We start from the raw sequence: 21149 nt of genomic DNA, 5'->3' as shown, positions 1-21149 counted from the left end.
GTTATGACGAGATTAAACTCCCAACCAGCGTTTGAACATATGCTTGGTCGTTTGTTTGTTCATTTCGGCAATGGAGGTTGTCAGTGGAATGCCTTTTGGACAGGATTGCACGCAGTTCTGTGAGTTACCACAGCCCTCAATGCCTCCGTCTTCCATCAATGCTTCCAGACGATCGTCGGCGTTCATCTCTCCTGTTGGGTGAGCATTGAACAGACGCACTTGGGACAGTGCTGCTGGACCGATAAAGTCTGTTTTCTCATTGACGTTCGGACATGCTTCCAGACATACACCACATGTCATGCATTTGGACAGCTCGTATGCCCACTGACGCTTCTTCTCAGGCATCCGTGGACCTGGACCAAGGTCATAGGTACCATCGATCGGAATCCATGCTTTTACGCGTTTCAGGGCGCTAAACATCCGGCTACGGTCGATGACCAAGTCACGAACCACCGGGAATGTCTTCATTGGTTCGATACGAACGGGCTGTTCGAGCTTGTCGATCAAGGCTGCACATGCTTGACGTGGCTTGCCGTTGATGACCATAGAGCAGGCACCGCAGACTTCTTCGAGACAGTTGGAATCCCAGCACACGGGAGCAATGGATTTGCCATCTGTATTGACGGGGTTCCGCTGAATCTCCATCAGGGCGCTGATCACATTCATGTTGGGACGGTACGGAAGCTCAAATTCTTCGTTGTACGAAGATGACTCCGGGCTATCCTGACGGGTGATGATAAACTTGACGGTTTTGTTGGCTGTAGCTTGTTCCGCCATATCGTTGTCCCCTCCTCTGGTGACGATGATTGTATTGCTGATGCGCAAAATGGTTTGGTGCACGGGAGACGCTTCGTCAGCGGAATGCCCCTCTGATCGCTGTTATCCCCGGATTTTTTTGATCAACCCTTCACAGGGTTAAAATCCGGTGATAAAGGCGAAGAGTATGCTTTCGAAGTAGCTTTCTTTCAGAAAGCTTTCAGCTTCGCTTCTTCTGGGCATTTCCGCTTCCTCCGCTACGTCGTGCACTGGGTCACTTTGCTGGAAACTGCTCTCCAATTCATTGTGGATGGCAGTATTGAAGTTCTGAAGCATCGCTAAGCGCTTGCTTCTTCTGGGCATTTCCCTCACGTTGATGGCAGTAACTTTGAAGTAGCTCTGCTTCTCCAAAGTTCTCCTGCCTCTCCGTTCAGGTGTTTAACTATTCATTGCATGAATAGTGTGATACTTCTTAATCCTTGGAGTAATCCCGGATACGTGGTGGGATCAGAGATACGTCTACTTCCTCGTACGAGATTTTCGGGCCTTCCTTCGACCAGCTCGCAATTGTCGTTTTCAGGAACTCTTCGTCATTACGTTCCGTGAATTCCGGTTTGTAATGCGCGCCGCGGCTTTCATTACGCAGCAGTGCGCCGAGAGTCATTGCTTCTGCCAATTCAATCATGTTCCACAATTGGCGAGTGAATGCTGCGCTCGGGTTATTCCAACCGGAGCTGTCATACATGTTGATTTTGCCATAACGCTCTTTCAATTCCTTGATCTTGCCAATCGTGGCTTCAAGCTTGTCGTTGTAGCGTACAACCGTCATGTTGGCTGTCATCCACTCGCCAAGCTCTTTATGAATGACATAGGCATTTTCCGTGCCCTGCATTTTCAAGATGCCTTCGTATTTGTCGCTTTGTTGTTTGGTGTGTTTCTCGAATACGGAAGAAGGGATATCGGCGGACGATTTTTTGAGTCCTTTGATATATTCAGCCGCTTTTGGTCCTGCCACCATACCACCATAGATCGCAGATACCAGTGAGTTTGCACCCAGACGGTTCGCACCATGGTATTGATATTCACATTCACCAGCTGCGAACAGCCCCGGAATGTTAGTCATTTGGTTGTAATCTACCCACATACCGCCCATGGAATAGTGGACTGCCGGGAAAATTTTCATTGGGATTTTACGCGGGTCATCACCCATGAACTTCTCATAGATCTCAATGATTCCGCCGAGTTTTACATCCAGTTCCTTCGGATCTTTGTGCGACAGATCGAGATAAACCATGTTCTCACCGTTCACACCCAGACCCATGTCTACGCAGACACTGAAGATTTCACGAGTCGCGATATCACGTGGAACCAGGTTACCGTAGGATGGATATTTTTCTTCAAGGAAGTACCAAGGTTTGCCGTCTTTGTACGTCCAGATCCGTCCACCTTCACCACGCGCGGATTCAGACATGAGACGTAGCTTGTCATCCCCTGGAATGGCTGTTGGGTGAATCTGAATGAACTCCCCGTTGGCGTAGTTTACACCTTGCTGATACACCGCACTTGCCGCTGTACCTGTGTTAATTACAGAGTTGGTCGTTTTACCGAAGATGATACCCGGACCACCACTCGCCAGAATAACCGCTTCTGCCGGGAAGGTCTGTACCTTCATCGTTTTCAGATCCTGAGCCACGATCCCGCGACATACGCCTTCATCATCCAAAACCGCCTGCAGGAACTCCCAGTTCTCATATTTCGTAACCAGTCCGGCTGCTTCCCAGCGACGTACCTGCTCGTCTAATGCATAGAGCAATTGTTGTCCTGTTGTCGCTCCGGCAAACGCCGTACGGTGATGCTTCGTTCCCCCGAAACGACGGAAATCAAGCAAACCTTCTGGTGTTCGGTTGAACATTACGCCCATACGGTCCATCAAGTGAATGATGCCAGGTGCTGCTTCGCACATCGCTTTAACAGGAGGTTGGTTCGCAAGGAAGTCACCGCCGTATACCGTATCGTCAAAGTGTACCCATGGGGAGTCACCCTCACCCTTAGTATTTACCGCTCCGTTAATGCCGCCTTGTGCGCATACAGAGTGGGATCGTTTAACAGGAACCAGTGAAAATAAATGAACATGGACTCCGGCTTCAGCCGATTTGATCGCCGCCATCAAGCCTGCGAGACCGCCGCCCACAATAATTACATTCGTTGATGCCATTGCTGTTCACTCCCTTATAAGTCAGCATTTATACGCTAAATGCTTAAATTAGAACTGTTTTTACTGCGTCAATCATCGAAGTAGCTGTCTGGAAATCAATGCTCCGGAAAGCAAATAGTGAAGCAATAAACATGATGGAAACAATAGCGAACAAGCTCATACATACGTAAGAGGATACACGCTGCGCACGCGGACCAACTGTGATTCCCCAGCTAACGAGGAACGACCACAGACCATTGGCAAAGTGATATGACGCCGCAACCACACTGATCATATATATCGCAAAGGTTATCGGATTCGTTACCGCATCATGTATAACGCCGCCAATCTCTTCATGGGATACATTACCCAGCGCAATCTGTACTCGCGTCTCCCATACGTGCCAGATGACAAATACAAACGTAATAATACCGCTTACCCTCTGTAACGTGTAGCGCCAGTTGCGCTCATTACCGTAACGCCCAACGTTAGGCTTGGCCTGATAGGCAATGTAAAGACCATAAACACCGTGATAGAACAACGGCAGCCAGATAAGTAATGCCTCAATTACAATAACAAGAGGCAAACCGTTCAGAAATGCAACGGCACCGTAAAAAGCTTCTTTGCCGCCTTCAACTGCCGTGAAGTTCGTCACCAAATGCTCAACAAAAAACAGACTGAGCGGAATGACGCCAAGCAAGGAGTGCAGCTTTCTGGAGTAAAACCCTTTCATAAAATGTCGATCCCCTTTCGCTAAATACAACGTTTTCATAAATGATTTCACTTATCATGACACGAATCCTTTTCCCTGAAAAGGTTCGACAAATTGTTCCGTTTTCCCCAGGTGTGAACAACTTGTGTCACGGTTCATGTTACTCCTTTTTTTCTTATAATGGAATTGCAATATAATTATTAAATGTTATAACCTATAGGTATAAGCAGTGAAACATTGGGTTTACAGGCCATACAACATGGAAAACGATTAAACAAGGGCAAGAATCACATTCATGGAAAAGAGGTTATTGTTCATGTTTGAGGAGTTAAATGCATTTGCAGCGGTCGTGGAGCAGTCCAGCCTGAACCGTGCATCCAAGTTACTGAACTTGTCCCAACCCGCACTCTCACGTAAAATTGCCAAATTGGAGGATGAACTCGGGGTTGCACTGTTCCACCGCCGTGGCAAACGGCTGGAGTTAACGAGTGTGGGCCAGTTCACCTATACCTACGCTGTAGAACAGAAGCAGCAGCAACAGAAGTTCCTCACCATGCTGGCCCAGTATAAAGACGAAGAACAGAGCGCCATTACACTCGGAGCCAGTCTGACGACGCTTCAAACTACGTTACCACCTCTCGTCAATGCCTTTATGGAGAAACATCCAAATGCCGAACTGAAACTGTTGACGGGTAAAACACATGAGATTGTCTCGTTTGTGCGTGACAAAAAAGCCGATGTGGGCATTGTCGCCTCCTCCATCAGCGAAGTGGGGCTGAACTGCGTACCGCTATTTGATGATCATCTGGAGCTGGTTGTACCGCTCACGCACCCCTTATCCGGCAAGGAAGCCGGGATGGAGCATTTGCAGGATCTGCCGATGATCACGTTCTCCAAAGGTACCTGGTACCGCAAATTAACGGACGATCTCTTCCAGCGCTGTGCCGTGATGCCGGATATTCGCATGGAGATTGATTCCTTTGAAGCGATCATCCGACTTCTGCCTTCCGCCAAAGCAGCTGCTCTATTGCCCAAGTCATATCTTCGTCCACAATTGCTCGCGGACAATGATCTGGTTTCTGTTCATTTGCCTCAATTACAGCAGACCCGCAGAACAACTTGCATGATATATGGGGAAAAAGAGGACCTCAGCGAGACCTCCAGACAATGGGTCAAGGAGACGGCTGCACTCTTTACAGCTAAGGCGCCATTGCCCTCACGGAGGACTACGACGCCTTAGCTTTGATCTGAATCAGCCAGGCTCTAACGCCTGGCTCTTCCATTTTAACTTATGATAATTATCAGCTCTCCTGGCTGATAACCTCTTCTTCAAATCGGTCGATATCTGCATTATTACCAATGATGACCATGATATCCCCCATTTGAAGCGAGTCCAATGCCGTCGGAGCGATAATGACCCCGGCTTCTTTCTGTAACGCCACAATGCTGCAACCAAAACGTACGCGTGCATTCAGGGTTGAAAGGGTTTTGTTGTGCAGACAGGCGGGAACCTTCATCTCAACAATACTGTAATCATTGGATAATTCAATGTAATCCAGCAAGTTCGGGGTAACCAGCTGGTGGGCAACCCGAATGCCCATATCCCGCTCAGGATAAACGACACGATCGATGCCCAGCTTGTCGAGTGCCCGTCCGTGAAGAACGGAGATCGCCTTGGCAACGACCGTCTTGACACCCAGCTCTTTCAGCAGGATGGCAGTGAGAATGCTCGTCTGAATATCATCCCCGATGGCTACGATGCAACAGTCGAAATTTCGAATACCCAGGGAGCGCAGCACTTCCTCATCTGTGGCATCAGCTACAACGGCATGGGTGACCAGTTCACTTATGTCTTCGACGACTTCTTCATTTTTATCGATCCCGAGCACCTCGTAGCCGAGTTCCATTAATTCCTGCGCCAGACTGGAGCCAAACCGCCCAAGCCCAATCACCGCAAACTGCTGTGTTTTCATTGTTCTTCACGAACCCCTTATCCAGATCAATTTCATAACTCACTAATAATAGATTTATCCAATAATCATTTTGCCTTCCGGATACCTGTATAACTCTTTACCCTTTTTCTGCCCAAGTGCATACGCTAATGTGATCGGTCCAAGCCTTCCTGCAAACATCGTAAAACAGATCAGAAGTTTGCCCAAAGTAGTCAGCTTCAGCGTCAGTCCGAGCGATAATCCGACAGTACCAAAAGCTGATGTCGTTTCAAATAAGATCATCATAAAACTGGCGTCTTCTGTGGTACTCAGTGCCATCGTTACAGCTATGATGAACAAAAGCGCCAGCAATGTAATGGTAAGCGCCTTGAAAATCCGTTCCTGTACGAGCCGATAGCGGAAAAACACGATATCTTCACGTCCACGCATCATGGCGATGACCGCTCCAGCCATAATCATAAATGTCGTTGTTTTGATCCCGCCTCCGGTAGAACCCGGCGAAGCACCAATGAACATCAGAATGATCATAAAGAACTGTGTTGCCTGTCTCAGCCCCGCAATATCTACCGTATTGGCTCCTGCTGTTCGCGGCGTAATGGATTGGAAGAATGAACCGAGAATTTTGCCACCCCAGTTCAGGCCACCCAATGTCCGTGGATTGCTGAATTCAAATACGAAAATGACAAGTGCACCAAACACAATCAACAATCCAGTTGTTAACAGTACAACTTTGGAGTGCAGAGACAGCTTTCGCGTTTTGCGGTAATCTACCAGGTCTGACAACACCACAAAACCGATACCGCCAGAGACAATGAGGAACATTGCTGTAAAATTAACCAACGGGTCATACACATAACCGGTCAGACTGCGGAAATCGCCAAACATATCAAAGCCCGCATTGTTGAACATGGAGATCGCATGCCAATAGCCATAATAGATCGCCTGTCCGACCGGCATGTCGAACGACCAGCGGATGGCAAACAGTGTGCCACATATGCCTTCAATAATGAGTGAGTAGATCACAACTTTCCGAATCAGCCGGACGATGCCCTCCATCGTGCTCTGATTCATCGCTTCCTGTAGAATCAACCGTTCTCTAAGCGAAATCCGCCGTTTGAACGCAATGGCAACCAATGTGGACATTGTCATGAAGCCCAGTCCACCAATCTGAATCAGAATCGCAATCACAACCTGACCCAGCATCGAGAAATGAGTCCCTGTATCCACCACTACCAAACCGGTGACACAAACAGCCGAAGTTGCTGTAAAGAGCGCATCAATAAATGCAAGACTGTCACCGTTACGGTTGGATGCCGGAAGCATTAACAATAGTGTACCTACCAATATGATGCCAGCAAATCCTAACACAAGAATACGGGGTGGCGATAATCGCATCCATTGAACATTCAGTTTCACTTGAGTATCTTCCACCTCTTCTAAAATGAAAATAACTCCACACCCGTGGAGCCTTCTTCATTTGAAATGCTGTTGCCAAACGTTAAACAAGTATGATTCAGATTAATACGACATATATAATGAAGTTGGAATATATTCTATTCGTTCCCTTGTTGGGCGAAAGACATGCGAATCATTGCACATTTGCTTCAAAATTATAAGCGCTGCGACGTTTGTAGACAAAACGTTTTTTGTGTAAATAGCATCGAATTCCGCCAAAAAGGGAAGAACTCAGATATGGCGACGGATGGATCAGATTCTTTCGGTCCTTTTCATTCATTTTCAAGGATTTACACCTGTTTTCGTTACATCATTGGCATTCGGTGCTTGCCCTGTGCTATGTTAACTTTAATATCCATATTAGATTAAGGAGGAACACCATTACATGAATCCCTTAGGGCAGCCTTTGCTACTCAAGGCTAACTTCAAGCGGCTGGGGTTGCTTGCGGCGATTGGCCTGATTCTATTTTTTGTATTTCAGATCTTTCCAGCTACCTCATCACAAACGACAGAAATTCCGTCCACCTCCTTCATAACCAAGGAGCAGGCGAAGCAATCCGCACGATCATTCGCAGCTTCTGTGAATGACTATTCACTGCCAAATGATGATGAAAAAACTCTGGTAACCTACCAGACACATTCCGATATCTACGGGTATATGGCCAAAACCAAACAACTTGATACCTATAACCAGAAATGGGAAACTAGCTATCCTTACGATGTATTCCGCGTTCGTTTGCCTGATCAACACAAAGGCGGTTATCTTAATGTTGACGTACATATGAAAACAGGAAAAGTAGTCGGCTTCAAACGGGAACTGCCTTCTTCCCTCTATACCGCCATTGAGGCGGAGCAGGTTAGTGGACGAGTGACCACATCGCAAGTACTTGCTGAAGGCAATATATCTCTGGACGAGAAACAACAGCTCGCGGCTGGCGTTCTGACCGAATTCGGTTATGAAGTGCCTACACTTCAACTGGAGACTCGCGATGGTGAAGCGGGACTGAAGTATACAGATTCTGCAAAAGCCATCGGAGACTCCAAGCTTGAACTGAACTTTACGTTTGAAGAGGGTGCGGTACGATCGTTCGATCCTGGCTTCTCGGTCCCTGAATCCCATACCGATTATGTGAAAGATCAAACACGTCAGGCCAATTGGATGACTTATGGCGGCTATGCATTCCTGACCTTTGTTCTGGGCGTGCTGGCAATCATCTATAGCATTCTGACCCGAGCACATACATCTTTCAAACGCGGAATCATTCTCTCGCTGGTGTATTTCGCAGCTTCAGTAATTGGTACACTGAACATGATTCCACTCTTTCAGGCACAAGGACTTTCCAGCTTCATGTTAGCGTTCCTGATGTTAATGCAGGCAGGAATTACACTGGTTATGAGTGCAACCATCTATCTGTCTCTCGTTGCTGGTGACGGCATGTGGCGTAAAATAGGTCTGAACCCATGGCCTCGTGCCAAGGAACCCGGATATGGAAAATATGTACTTCACAGCATGGTTGCTGGTTACCTGTGGGCGTTCATTCTACTGGGTGTTCAATCCATCCTGTTCTTCATTCTGGAGCGAAGCATCGGCACATGGTCAACGACGTCAGCAGATCAATCTACATTTAATATGACCTATGCCTGGCTCTTCCCGATCATGGCCTGGATGGCCGGTATTGGTGAAGAAACTGTTTATCGACTGTTCGGCATTCGCATGATGCAAAAGATTGTGCGTAACACGTTTATTGCCTGTCTGATCCCAACCATCATTTGGGCACTTGGACACACATTGTATCCGATCTATCCAGTAATCACTCGTCCCATTGAACTGATGGTGATTGGATTGCTGTTCAGTCTGATCATGCTGCGTCACGGCTTCATTGCCGTTGTATTTGCCCATGTGATCTTCGACAGCTTGCTGATGGGACTCAGCTTGGTCTTTATGGGCGATGCCCTGAATATGGCTGCCGGACTCTTCTGGATTGTACTGCCGGCCATCGTTGGATATGTGGTCTACAAATTCAATCCAAAACAAAAAGAGAAGCCGTATGTTACGACTCCTCATCACGAAGTGCTGCAATAATCTGATTTGCCAGTTTGTCACCAATAGATAGAGGCCGGAAGTCTTCGACGCTGGCCTCTTTTATTTTGCGCAAAGAGCCAAAATGCTTCAACAGCAACTTACGCCGCTTCTCTCCAATACCCGGAATGGCATCCAAACGTGATGTCACCATCGATTTGCCACGTTGTTCCCGGTGGAACGAGATCGCAAAACGGTGGACCTCTTCCTGTATCCGCTGCAACAGGTAGAATTCCTGGCTATCCCGAGGCAGGGAGATCACTTCTGGTGGATTACCGATCATCAACTGTGAAGTCTTATGCTTCGCATCCTTCACCAGACCACATACCGGAATAAACAGCCCCAGCTCATTTTCCAAAATATCGACCGCAGCCGAGATCTGTCCTTTACCACCATCAACCACAATCAGGTCAGGCTGGGTCAGGTTTTCTTTCAATACTCGCTCGTAACGGCGACGGATGACCTCTCTCATCGTTTCATAATCATCCGGCCCTTCAACCGAACGAACCTTGTACTTCCGATATTCCTTCTTATCCGGTTTACCATCGGTAAATACAATCATGGCAGATACCGGGTTTGTACCCTGGATGTTCGAGTTATCAAACGCTTCAATACGGTGAAGCTGATCCAATCCAATAAAACGTCCCAGCCCTTCGGCAGCTTTGGATGTCCGTTCTTCATTTCGCTCAATCAAACGGAACTTTTCTTCCAATGCCACACGTGCGTTATCCACGGCCATGGTGATCATCTGGCGTTTCAATCCACGTTGCGGGATGAGCACTTTGATCTCCAACCACTCCTGTAAAGCAGCAGCAACCTGAGTTGGGTCTTCCAGTCCTGATGGAAGCTTTTCAGTAGAAGCAGTTGTATCCGTTATTGGAGCATCCTCTTGCATACTGTCAGGTTGTTCACCTTCTGCCTCAGCGGAACCTCCGTAAGCTGCACGAGTCTCAGCAACCAGTGGCTGGGAAGCGTAACTGTGCTCCACTTGTCCCGTCTGATCGAACTCCACCGTAACTGCGGCAGGTACCGATCCATCAGCATCAGAACCCGTATCCAAACTGTCGTTATCCGTTGCAAGATCCTTGGGCATTTCCGGCAACAAAATTTCTTGTGGCAATGCCGGATTATCGCTGTAATACTGTGTTACATAGGACATGAAATCACTGTACGCCTCACCGTAAAACGGGAAGGTTGATACGTGACGTTCAATCATTTTACCCTGACGCATATATAGAATCTGGACACACATCCAGCCTTTATCAATGGCAAAACCAAATACATCACGGTCTCTGGCATCGGCCATCGTAATTTTCTGTTTTTCCATCATCGCATCGATGGCGATTACCTGGTCGCGCAGTTCCTTGGCCCGTTCAAAATAAAGATCCTCCGCAGCCTCTTGCATCTTACGCTGCAGATCCTTCTTAATCTCTTCGTGACCGCCGCTCAGAAATGAACCAATTTCTTGTGAAATCTGGTCGTACTGCTCCTTCTCCACTTCCTTCACACAAGGGGCAAGACACTGTCCCATGTGATAGTACAGGCAGACTTCTTTGGGCATTACACCACATTTGCGCAGTGGATACATGCGGTCGAGCAATTTTTTCGTTTGGTGTGCCGCATACGAGTTCGGATAAGGTCCGAAGTATTTGGCTTTATCTTTCAGCACACGCCGGGTTACTTCCAGACGGGGGTGCTTTTCATTTGTAATTTTAAGATATGGGAATGTCTTATCATCCTTGAGCAACACGTTATACCGCGGCATATGTTTTTTGATCAGGTTACACTCCAGAATGAGTGCTTCCATGTTACTGCCCGTCACGATATATTCAAAATCACGGATTTCAGACACCAGACGCTGAGTCTTTCCATTATGACTGCCGATAAAATAAGAGCGTACGCGGTTCTTCAGCACTTTGGCCTTACCTACGTAGATAATGGTGCCTTCACTGTTCTTCATCAGGTAACAACCAGACATGTCTGGCAGCAAAGCGAGCTTGTGGCGAATCTGCTCCAATGCCTTCTCCTGATCCTGCAAATCATTCATGAATTGATCCATAATTCGGTGAATCCTCCTTCCCGAAAAAAGTATAAATAAAAGGTTACACTAAGCCATTCTGATTACAGTACCGTCTTCCAATCCGTTATCGTATTGTCTCTGAGTCACCTTTTTCTATAAGAAGAAACTAAAGATAATTCACACTGACACTACGATGACAGAACAACCTTCCAATCCCTGTTATCCCCAGATTTTTTTCATTCCCTTTTCTCAAGGGAAAAATCTGTTGATAAAGGGGAACGCTTCGCTTCTTCAGGTTTTTTCTGTCCTCTCCGTTACTGTGTAAATACATAGTTCCAACTATATCAGAGATGAATCCGGGATAAACGCGAGCACTTCGCTTCTCCAGATCGGTTCTGTACTCTACATTCAAGTATAAAAAATATTTTTACTTTATATTGCCCTATATAAAGGTATTCGACGCAAAACGCCCCCGGCATGTAAACCGGAGGCGTATGTGTAAGCCTGTAAATTATTGGTGTTTTGCGATAATTCCTTTGAGCGCATCTTTCGAGTTCAGACCAACCACTTTATCTACCGGTTGACCGTCTTTGAAGAAGATCAAAGTTGGAATGCTCATTACGCCAAAGCGGGAAGCAGATTCCGGATTTTCATCCACGTTAACTTTAGCAATTTTCACTGCATCGCCAACTTCTGTGGACAGCTCTTCCAGGATTGGAGCGAGCATTTTACAAGGACCACACCAAGGCGCCCAGAAATCAACAAGAACCGTTCCTTCGCCTTCTACTTCAGCGTTGAAGGATTGATCGGATACGTTAACAATAGCCATGAAATTGTCCTCCTTATATATACTTACGGTTTATTTTAACCTGTAACGTCGTGAACGACACTTCCAGTATAACACAGGTACGTCAAACTTGTGAATTGAACGCTGCAATGTTCATCTTCCCAACATCAAATCTTCACAATTAGAGGATATGGCATACCAACTGCAAAATCTTTACAAACGCTTTCTTTTCCAAGTATACTAAAATTACTCCGGGTTTCAGCCCCCATAAGGGCAAGCTGTTTCCCCATAAGGAGGCAATAACATGGATGCAAATGTGCGGATCAGCGACCCGCGTGAACATGTGAACGAGGAACCCCGGAACGATCTATTTGATCTGATCGCGGGTGTTGCCGGCATGGCCGGTCTCATGACAGTGATTTTTTTCGGTATGGTTATCTTCAAATTCCTCACCGAATAGGACACTCACAGGTCTCACGCAGGACCAGAAAAGCCCGGTTTTCGCAACAATGCGAAAGCCAGGCTTTTTTTGGGACTACTTATCGTTTAAGAAGAACATTTTGTAAATCAGACCAAAAGCTAACCGGTTTAACGTTTGCCACGCTGATTCTCACCCCGAACGGAGATGACATCCACGAATGGACGAATCCGGTCCATCAAACGTTGACCTTTATTCATTTCCTCGCCATCCCGATTGGTGAAACTCAGGTGTTTTTCAAGCCCATCCAGATTGTAATTGGACGTATAGAACGTTGGTTTGCGATTCATCCGATAGTTCAGAATGGACCCCATCACATGATCCCGAACCCAAGGGTTCAGATTCTCTGCCCCAATATCATCAAAAATGAGCAGATCACAGCTTTTCAAAATATCCGTCATTTCCTTCAGCTTCTGCCCTTCACTAATCATGGATTTCAGATCCTCCACAAAGTCAGGCATATAGATAATGACACCCGTGTGCCCTGCAACCGCCAGTTCATGCAGCAGATAACACATCAGGAACGTCTTACCCGTCCCGAAAGTTCCCTCAAGAAACAGTCCTTGCGGAGATAATCCGTTCTCCTTGGTCTCCCTAATATACCGAAGCACCTGATTCACTGCCGGAGCACGCATCCGATCCTTGCCCATAATCTCCACGTCGTTGTATCCAGCACTGAGCGCACGCTCGTCCACATAGAAACTGCGAATGCGTTGCTTAATGATATGTTCATTTTGCCGGGCGATATGTTTGGAACAAGGCGCTTTTATATCTATGATTTCGGGTTTACCGTTAAAATGTTCTACTTCCAGTTTGCAAAAGTGGCCCTGAAAATCGTTAGGACAGTTGTCGAGTCCCGGACAATTCGCACAGTTCTTAGAGTCTTTGGCGTACTGAAACAGCTTGCTCAGATCGGTCATGAGCTGTGCATCTTGCAGTTCAGGATGACCTGCGCGGAATTCGCGTACGTACGGATTTTCCATCAATTCCGCCGCAATCCGCCGCGATTGCTCACGAAAGGCAGGGTTCAGCTGCTGAAGCAGTCCTCCCAAGGATTCCATGGCTTCAAGCCCCCTTAATGTTTCAATATAGAATGAACAATTGAAGTGTACCCATGGCCATCTTGATGGCATAGGAACTTTCGATCATTAGCAATTCTACTGTTCATTCTATAGAAAAACAACCAATAACTCAACAGATACATCTGGTAAATAGCGTAACCCTTCCACCACCGTACGTAATGCCTAGTTTAGAGCACACTTGCAGTCCGGTACCTTTTAGTGCGTGGTCAAAAGTCTGTTTTTCGGCCTTTTGAACAACCTTTATTAGAGCCGTAAGCCAACAGTGATGATCTCGCATGAACCTGTCTGTATGTTCCATTCCTTGCTGGCAAATGATAATGTCGATGCCTCTTCTATGCTGTGAGAATGGAGCATTTTGCCCTCTTCCTCCAAGATGTTGCTCTTGTATGCCGTTTCGAATGGCTGTGGATTCGCCTGTGATGCAGCAAGATTTAACGTGGCAGAGTTGGTGGTCATATTGAACCAGCGTAGCATCACATCACCGGAATCCTCATTTACCTTGAGTGAAGAAAACGCCAATCCGTCTCCTTGCCATGCAAATGGTGTGTTACTAGGTGTCAGATAACCCGGGTGTACTTCGGTTTGTGCCAGCGTCCAAGGAACCTGGAACTGATAGGCCTCGATATATGCACCTGATGCTGCACCATTTCCATCATGCGGAATGATCTCGATCTGAAATGTATGTTCACCAAGGCATTGTGCTTCCGGTGTAGGGAACAAACCCCAGTCTCCGAGTTCGCCAACCGCACGAAGCAGCGTTACGGCAACCGTGTTACGTCCATCTTGAAGGACTTCATATTCATTCAGGCCCAGATTGGCAACGACCAATCCGACGTCTTGTTCACTTACATCTACAAAATTCTGTTGATGCTGTGTATTGCTTGGATTTTGCCACTCCGGTGCAGGCTTGTTATCACGTGTTGCAATTTCGAACATGGAATCCACATGATGAACAGCAGATACAAGATCCGTTGGGAAAAGAGCACGCACCCGATGATCCTTCGCCTGATTGTTGAAGGTTGTCTCCACCTGGACACCTTTTCCACTACGACTAAGCGATATCACTGTACGGATCTGAAGTGGAGTCATTTTCGCTGAACGCTGGGCTTTGCGATGTGGATAATAAATCAGTTCCCGCTGTTCCTGATCCAGCATCTCATCCGCAGACTCCGGTATTTCCCAATGATGGATCACTTCGAATGAGGCCAAGTATGATGTATTCTCAAGGACCCGAATCTCTGCCTGAAGCTCGCGTGTTGTTCGCGCCACTTCGTTCTCTGGCTGCTTGAACATGTATTCATTGCCGATATCGCCCACATTTTCGTACACGCCGAGCTCTTTAAAAGTCCGACCTGTTCGTTTATCTGTGAGTGTGAATGAACCATTGTCTGCAATCGTGACGATCATATGTTGATTTTCCATGCCACGTTCACCACGCAACAGCGTAGTCGTTTTCGACGGAGTACCACTCTTAGCATCATCCGCAACGTTGACCAACGCATAGGTTTTCAGGCCAAATGCGGCTACATGCTCTGTTTCAAAACGAATACGAACGCGCCGACAGCTATACGGCTGACGGAAGCGATCATCTGGCAGATCATAGCCAAATTGCAGACCCAGATCCTCCACCGTACATGGAATGTGATTACCATCTTCATCTACCAGTATGCGATCTGACAGGTCAACGGCTTTCATCTGTGCCGCCATTTCCTCCAATGTATATCCATCCCGGAAATACAACCGAGCCGCGTCCAGTTCCATCTGAACTACACCGCTGCGTTCCCACCCCGTTGTATTAAATACCACGACAGGCCGGGCACCTTCGCCGTAGCGCTCAAATATGGAGGTATCGACAGCTGTAGCAATCTGGCTGGTGCTCTCTTCAATCAGCGCCTCTGCCACATGACGGCTCTTATCAAACCGTGTCACCATCTCGCGATGCACCTCATCCACACTGCATCCACAGATGCTGTCATGCGGATGATTCTGCATCAGCGTTTTCCAGGCATATGTCAATTGATCATGTGGATAGGCATGTCCAAGCAGATAGGCGTAGGATGCCAAGGGTTCAGCCACTTTTTCCAGCATAGTCTGGCCTAGCTGGTTCATCTGTTTCAGATACACACGAGCCGAGGCCGTGTTCACCAGAGTTCCCAAGCCATCAGTACGCTGACTGCGCAGTTCACCTTTGACCGTGGACAACTCATGTTCAGACGATGCTCTCAAAGCTTCCAGATAATCTGGAAAGTTGGAGTGAATGAACTCGATATCGGGATATAATTGCTCAGCCATACGGATGGCTTCTGGCAGGTCTCGTTGAATCGGCTGGTGATCACATCCGTTCATGTACAACAACTCATTCGTTGATGCATATTTCTCAGCGTCTGCAAGCTTGGTTTCCCAGAACTTGCGGGCCGATTCCTCGTCTACCGGAACTTCATTTCCGTTGGAGTACCAGTTGGCAAACAATACACCAAGCACTTTTGATCCGTCTGGTCCTTCCCACATCAACTCCGAGAAGCTTGATTCATATCCGGCATCCGACACCGTATTATTAAATCCCGTAGGCTTCACACCACGACCAAAGAACACATTATCAATGCCTGATTGCTGCATCAGCTGCGGAGTCTGTCCGACCAATCCAAATGTATCGGGAAAATAACCAATTTTCGAAGGTGTGCCGTAACGTTTAGCGTCCTTATGTCCAACCTGCATGTTGCGCACATTGGCTTCTCCACTCGTCAGAAACGCATCCTGCAAAATGTACCATGGTCCAATCACAATCCGCCCATTGCGGATATGTTTCTCCAGTCGTTCCTTCTGCTCAGGGCGAACCTGAAGATAGTCTTCGATGATAATCGTTTGTCCATCTAAATAAAAGCTTTTGTAGTCCGATCCCTCATCAAGCTGATCCAACAGTGAATCGACAAGCTGAATGAGTCGCATATGATGCTTCTCATACGGCAAGTACCATTCCCGATCCCAGTGGGTATGCGAAATAATATGTGCTCTCTTTTTCTTAGTCATCGTGTTATCCCACCTCTTTCGTCTTGTTGTACAATCTCAACCTCATCCGGGCGATACACCGCAGTCAGCTTTCCGGAAGCATCCGTGGCAAACAGCACGGAACGATTTTTCTCCAATTGGAACGAGTACGATACACCTGTACGTTGATCTCTCACATGAACTTCATGGTTCAAGGCAAACTCCGATACAAATACATACAGATTTCCCTTTGGAAAACTCAGCTGCCGGCCGTAGATCCCAGCGATATCTCCGCCAGATATCCATTCCAACTCCTGTTCGATGCCCGAAATCTCAGTCGCATAACGATATAATTCAGCTAGTGGCTCGTCCCGTCCGTTTAACTCAAGCGGCAGTGGAGTCCAGATTAATTTCCCTTTGCCCAAAGGCAGAACGTGTACTTCATCTGCTGTACCATTATCCCCATGAAGCAACGTCTCCTTTGTCACCTCGGCGATACGACGCCGTCCATAGGTCACCCGGTGATTCACGCCATTAATATTCAGCAGTTCTTCCCGCTGTACGTTACCCAGACTGCGTTTGCCTACAATATGATCTGCACGGTCAGTTGCCTTCCAGTACGCATCCAGCCCCAGTGGTCCAGTGATGAGCAGGCTCGCGCCTTCTTTCTCTGCAAACGTGAGCAATTGTTGAAGTGCATCGCTGTCCATATTGTGTGGACTCGGCACGATAATCAGCTTCGGTGGCTGCTGCTCCAGCGCTTCCAGATGATATTCGGATAATGCACGGAATGGCAATTTCAGATCATAGGACATCACACGAGTAAGCTTTGTTGTGGCATCATAGGCCAGGGCACGGTTGGAGAAGTCATTGGAATACGGGAACACCACTGCAATATCCTCAAGCTCGCGGTCTTCAAAGAGATCACGAATGCCATGCATAAATCGGCCAAAATCATAAGACACATCCGCCTCTGGCTTCTCCGTACCATCTGCACGAAGGGCTCCGATATGAGACTCATTGGCATTATCCATATAGAAGTTGGTGTTCCAGATCCATTGCACCGCTCCTGCGCCGCCTGTCGAGAACGCATAGGCGTACTTGCGTTCGAGAATGCCACGAAGCTCTTCTTCCGTACGTTTGGCTCGTCCATCCGGGGTTTCCACATACATGATGCCCGTCTCCTGAATGAGATTTGGCTTATGTGGCGTTTTAGCGAAAATGCCATCCCAGATCAGATCATCGTTTAACCACCAGGAATGCACCGTTGTATAGTCCACTTCACGTTCATAGAAGAATGGTGAAGGACGCTGCGCACCAAGGGCTTCGTCCTGTCCCACGGTGACCAGATGATTCGGCACCAGATCCTTGATCGTACCTACAAGCTCTCTTGCCCAAACATTGTGCATTTCCATGGAGAAAAGACAATAATCAAGCCAGCGTGTTCCTTTTTTGGCCTTGTGCATGTCCTGTACATCAAAATTAATCTCTTCCGCCTCCGGGATCACCGCGGCTGCAAAGTTGGGGAGCTGCTTCGGCGACATGTTCCATGCCTCCTGCAACGCTTCAATCGTCTCATGACGTTGCTGAAGCCACTCGACAAAAGCCTGCTGTTCATACGAATCCCTCGCCGAGCGTGGGCCAGCTGAGAAGATACGTACTGGATCGAACATCGATGGCTCGTTAATCAGATCCCAGTCCACATGCGTTGTGTGCGTGTGACGACTTACGATGCTGCGGATAAAACGTTTCTGAGCCTCGACACTCTGCGGGTCCAAATACGGATTCGTGCCTTCCCATGTCTCCGGTGTAAAGGAGAAGAAAGTGAACGTAACCTGTAAGCCGTGGCGTTTCGCCGTTAAAATAAATGCATCAATGGCACGAAGCACATCCTCTGCCATATGTCCGTCCACCTGCATCATGTTGCGATAGGCGGTCCAGATTCCCGTCCGAATCCAGTTGATGCCGGCTTTTGCCATCTGAGCCATGTCTCGGTCCCAGACATCCGCATTTGGCAAAAACAGAAATTTCCGTGCCACATCGGAGGTCATGTAGGTCATGCCCACAACAGGCAGAGGACGTCCGTCTTTTACAAAATAATCTCTGCTACGGCTAATCACTTCTCCTTCTGCCAGCAGTGCTGCATCTTGTCCCCAGAAGCCTTGACGCAAGGTCCGAACTTCCCCGTCAGGTGCCTGCGCGTGGCATATGATCCGATACAGCCCACTTTCAATGGAAACCGGGAGAAGTATGCGTTCGAAACACTGCTCACCGGAAAGTTCCATCTCCAATCGATGGCTCCATACCTTCTCTGTCATGCCACTTGTGCGATCCTCATGCTCGACCGTAATGTCAAACGTCCACAGCTCGGACTCGGTAAGTCTATTGCCTGCACGCTGTAAAATCTGGCCTTGCAGTGTGAGAACAGCCCGCTCATCTGGTTCGTACGAAGCATAATTTGTTTTCAGGGATAACTCGGTTACACCTTGCGCACAGAATTGCGCCCACTTCACAATCTCGTCAGCTCCATCCTGCGTCCAGAATGAGGTGGTCAGCGGCAGATGCACAAACATCCAGCGTGAACCAACGAAAGTCCCGCGGGAATTCTCCCACAGAACGACCGGAGCGGCGACACTGCGTCCATCCTTACTCATGCCACGAAGTAATGGGTAAATCTGAGTACTCATCGGGCCGGATGAACCCATCTGATGAGGCAGATCACTTGTTTTGGTTGTATGTGGAACCAGATTCCATGTATCTGCCTTCTCAAACAGTCCTTCTTTCCCAGTGAGAAGCGGGATCTGTTCGGATGACGTGTACGATTGCACATTGGCAGAAGATACGTTCAGTGCCTCATGAATATAGAGTTCCTGGTGATATGCGGTCTGCTCCGACTCTACGACCCATGCCCCATTCTCATATCGAACCGGACGTTTAAAGGGCGCACCACCAACACTGATCAGGCTTCCGCCCTGATGCAAGTAAGCTGCAATCTCCGTCCAGGCGGATTTTGGGAAATAGGGTGCATGCAGATTCACCAGACATCCTTCACCTGCTGTAGTCTTCAAAGTCTCTGCGAGTTCTTCGGCGTTTACAACGGTGATCTCTTCTACTGCTTTCCATGTATTCAGAGCCTGCTCAGTTGGAAAAGTACCATCCAATGGAAACGTAGAGTCAGCGAGGATAATCAGCTTTTTATCATTAGGTTGGATACTCATAACAGGCCATCCTTCATGGATTTATAGACCAACTGGGAGAACAGGCTGTTGGACCATGCAAACCATTTTCGTGTAAAAATCGTCGGATCATCAGCGTGGAAGCCTTCATGCATATAACCTGTATCTGCATCTGTCGCTTCAAGCATGCGAATAATCTCCAGTTTCTCCTCGGCAGACTGCGCAGTCAGTCCCTGCATGGACAAGCCCATATGCCAGATATAATCTGGTGGTGTGTGCGGGCTTCCGATCCCTTTGGCAACCTTGCCTTCATAATAGAATGGGTTCTCTTTGCTCAGAGCGAAGCGGCGGGTATTCTGGTAGATTGGATCATCCGCTGTGACGTAACCCAGATATGGAATGGACATCAATCCTGGTGTACCGGCATCGTCCATGAGACAGTGGTTGCCATAACCGTCCGTCTCGTATGCATAGATCGGTCCAAATTCCGGATGACGATAAATCCCGTACAACTGAATGCCGTGATCCACGTCCTGCTCCAGATCCTTCAATTCCTGCAAAAGTTCCATATCCCGGAACACCCACTCGGCAAACTCCTGCATTTGGCGCAGAGCTACAACCGCGAACATGTTGCCAGGGATATTGTAGTGGAAATCACACGCATCATCACTGGAACGGAAACCGGACCAGATCATACCCGTGTAATTGACTGGCATACCCTTTCCGTGATTGCGCAGGGAATCTGTTGGGATACCGTTATTGCGAGTGAAGCGATATGGAGATTGTTCCATGTGATGCTGTTCGACTTTGAACAGGTCAACGATTTTACGCATCGCTGCTTTGAAGCTTGAATCGAAAATGTCAGTTAGCTCGGTTTCCTTCCAATATAAATAGGCCAGGCGCACAACGAAACATAATGAATCAATCTCAAATTTGCGTTCCCACACCCAAGGTGACATCTCGGTCTCGTCCGTGGTGTTCCAGTGCCAGTCGTTGGCCGTCTCATTGAAGGCATTGGCATACGGATCGATGTGAACATATTGGATATGACGTTTGATCAGCCCGCCAATAATGCGTTGCAGGTCCTCGTCTTCTTTTGCAAACGGAATGTAATGTACTACCTGCTCCACGGAATCACGCAGCCAGGAAGCCGGAATATCTCCCGTGATAACAAAAGTGGTACCGTCCTCCATCAACTTGGTTGTTGTTTCGATAGTGTTGGGGAAGCAGTTTTTGAATAATTGAAGCAGCTTCGGTCGGTGAGCCAGCTTCTGTTCCGCTTCTTCGAGCACGGCCTGAATGGATTGTGGCAAAGCAACAGGCGGCATGGGTATTTTGGGTAATCTGAACTGTTCCATGGATGAGTGCAACTCCTTAAACAAATTGAATGGTGTAGCTATACAGGATGAAACAAAAAATTTACACGGGACCACTGCGCGGTCAGAAATATCCTCCGATCGCTGTTATCCCCA

At 47.8% G+C, this 21149-nt stretch carries 15 protein-coding genes; 3 read left to right on the top strand and 12 right to left on the bottom strand.

The window, feature by feature from the left end; translation table 11 throughout:
* Positions 1-12: 12 nt before the first annotated feature.
* From sdhB to ACE04G_RS22325, 4 genes are all read right to left on the bottom strand, one after another.
* The gene (gene sdhB, locus ACE04G_RS22340) at positions 13-777 is read right to left on the bottom strand and encodes a succinate dehydrogenase iron-sulfur subunit (RefSeq protein WP_036605794.1); all 765 of its coding nucleotides are present in this window, start codon (positions 775-777) and stop codon (positions 13-15) included.
* A 138-nt stretch (positions 778-915) separates the two neighbouring features.
* Positions 916-1167 (bottom strand): hypothetical protein, encoded by a 252-nt coding sequence (locus tag ACE04G_RS22335; protein ID WP_449004107.1) that lies wholly within the window; start codon positions 1165-1167, stop codon positions 916-918.
* 61 nt (positions 1168-1228) lie between these two features.
* Entirely contained in the window at positions 1229-2971 is a 1743-nt protein-coding gene (gene sdhA, locus ACE04G_RS22330; protein WP_221821002.1) for a succinate dehydrogenase flavoprotein subunit, read from the bottom strand.
* 43 nt (positions 2972-3014) lie between these two features.
* On the bottom strand, positions 3015-3683 hold the full coding sequence (locus ACE04G_RS22325) for a succinate dehydrogenase cytochrome b558 subunit (protein ID WP_036605792.1): 669 nt from the start codon (positions 3681-3683) through the stop codon (positions 3015-3017).
* A 295-nt stretch (positions 3684-3978) separates the two neighbouring features.
* Between ACE04G_RS22325 and ACE04G_RS22320 the strand changes: the two genes are divergently transcribed.
* Positions 3979-4902, top strand: coding sequence for a LysR family transcriptional regulator (locus ACE04G_RS22320; protein WP_221821003.1), 924 nt, complete (start codon positions 3979-3981; stop codon positions 4900-4902).
* A 61-nt stretch (positions 4903-4963) separates the two neighbouring features.
* Here the strand turns inward: ACE04G_RS22320 and ACE04G_RS22315 are convergent, their stop codons facing one another.
* Both ACE04G_RS22315 and ACE04G_RS22310 read right to left on the bottom strand, forming a co-directional pair.
* Entirely contained in the window at positions 4964-5635 is a 672-nt protein-coding gene (locus ACE04G_RS22315; RefSeq protein ID WP_017692455.1) for a potassium channel family protein, read from the bottom strand.
* A 54-nt stretch (positions 5636-5689) separates the two neighbouring features.
* A complete protein-coding gene (locus ACE04G_RS22310) occupies positions 5690-7009 on the bottom strand; it encodes a TrkH family potassium uptake protein (RefSeq protein ID WP_405132472.1) in 1320 nt (439 codons plus the stop codon).
* A 445-nt stretch (positions 7010-7454) separates the two neighbouring features.
* On the opposite strand from ACE04G_RS22310, the gene ACE04G_RS22305 reads away from it, so the two are divergent.
* Positions 7455-9152 (top strand): CPBP family intramembrane glutamic endopeptidase, encoded by a 1698-nt coding sequence (locus tag ACE04G_RS22305; RefSeq protein WP_221821004.1) that lies wholly within the window; start codon positions 7455-7457, stop codon positions 9150-9152.
* Here ACE04G_RS22305 and uvrC read toward each other — a convergent pair.
* Together uvrC and trxA are read right to left on the bottom strand one after the other, a co-directional pair.
* Positions 9121-11208 carry an excinuclease ABC subunit UvrC gene (gene uvrC / locus ACE04G_RS22300; RefSeq protein WP_221821005.1) on the bottom strand — a complete coding sequence of 696 codons (2088 nt, stop codon included), beginning with the start codon at positions 11206-11208 and terminating at the stop codon, positions 9121-9123. The genes ACE04G_RS22305 and uvrC overlap by 32 nt on opposite strands.
* Positions 11209-11680: 472 nt before the next feature.
* On the bottom strand, positions 11681-11998 hold the full coding sequence (gene trxA / locus ACE04G_RS22295; RefSeq protein ID WP_017692451.1) for a thioredoxin: 318 nt from the start codon (positions 11996-11998) through the stop codon (positions 11681-11683).
* Positions 11999-12260: 262 nt separating this feature from the next.
* On the opposite strand from trxA, the gene ACE04G_RS22290 reads away from it, so the two are divergent.
* Positions 12261-12416 (top strand): hypothetical protein, encoded by a 156-nt coding sequence (locus tag ACE04G_RS22290; protein ID WP_017692450.1) that lies wholly within the window; start codon positions 12261-12263, stop codon positions 12414-12416.
* A 128-nt stretch (positions 12417-12544) separates the two neighbouring features.
* On the opposite strand, the gene dnaI is transcribed toward ACE04G_RS22290, so the two are convergent.
* From dnaI to ACE04G_RS22270, 4 genes are all read right to left on the bottom strand, one after another.
* Positions 12545-13495, bottom strand: a complete 951-nt coding sequence (dnaI, locus tag ACE04G_RS22285) for a primosomal protein DnaI (protein ID WP_076319793.1) — start codon at positions 13493-13495, stop codon at positions 12545-12547.
* Between the two features lie 264 nt (positions 13496-13759).
* Entirely contained in the window at positions 13760-16543 is a 2784-nt protein-coding gene (locus ACE04G_RS22280; RefSeq protein WP_221821006.1) for an alpha-mannosidase, read from the bottom strand.
* The gene (locus tag ACE04G_RS22275; RefSeq protein WP_221821007.1) at positions 16540-19719 is read right to left on the bottom strand and encodes a beta-galactosidase; all 3180 of its coding nucleotides are present in this window, start codon (positions 19717-19719) and stop codon (positions 16540-16542) included. The genes ACE04G_RS22280 and ACE04G_RS22275 overlap by 4 nt, the downstream gene beginning before the upstream one ends.
* Complete coding sequence (locus ACE04G_RS22270) at positions 19716-21035, bottom strand: glycoside hydrolase family 125 protein (RefSeq protein ID WP_074096344.1); 1320 nt, start codon at positions 21033-21035, stop codon at positions 19716-19718. The genes ACE04G_RS22275 and ACE04G_RS22270 overlap by 4 nt, the downstream gene beginning before the upstream one ends.
* Between the last annotated feature and the right edge of the window lie 114 nt (positions 21036-21149).

The organism is Paenibacillus sp. AGC31 (genome assembly GCF_057334655.1).
This window is presented reverse-complemented; position numbering and strand designations above follow the sequence as displayed.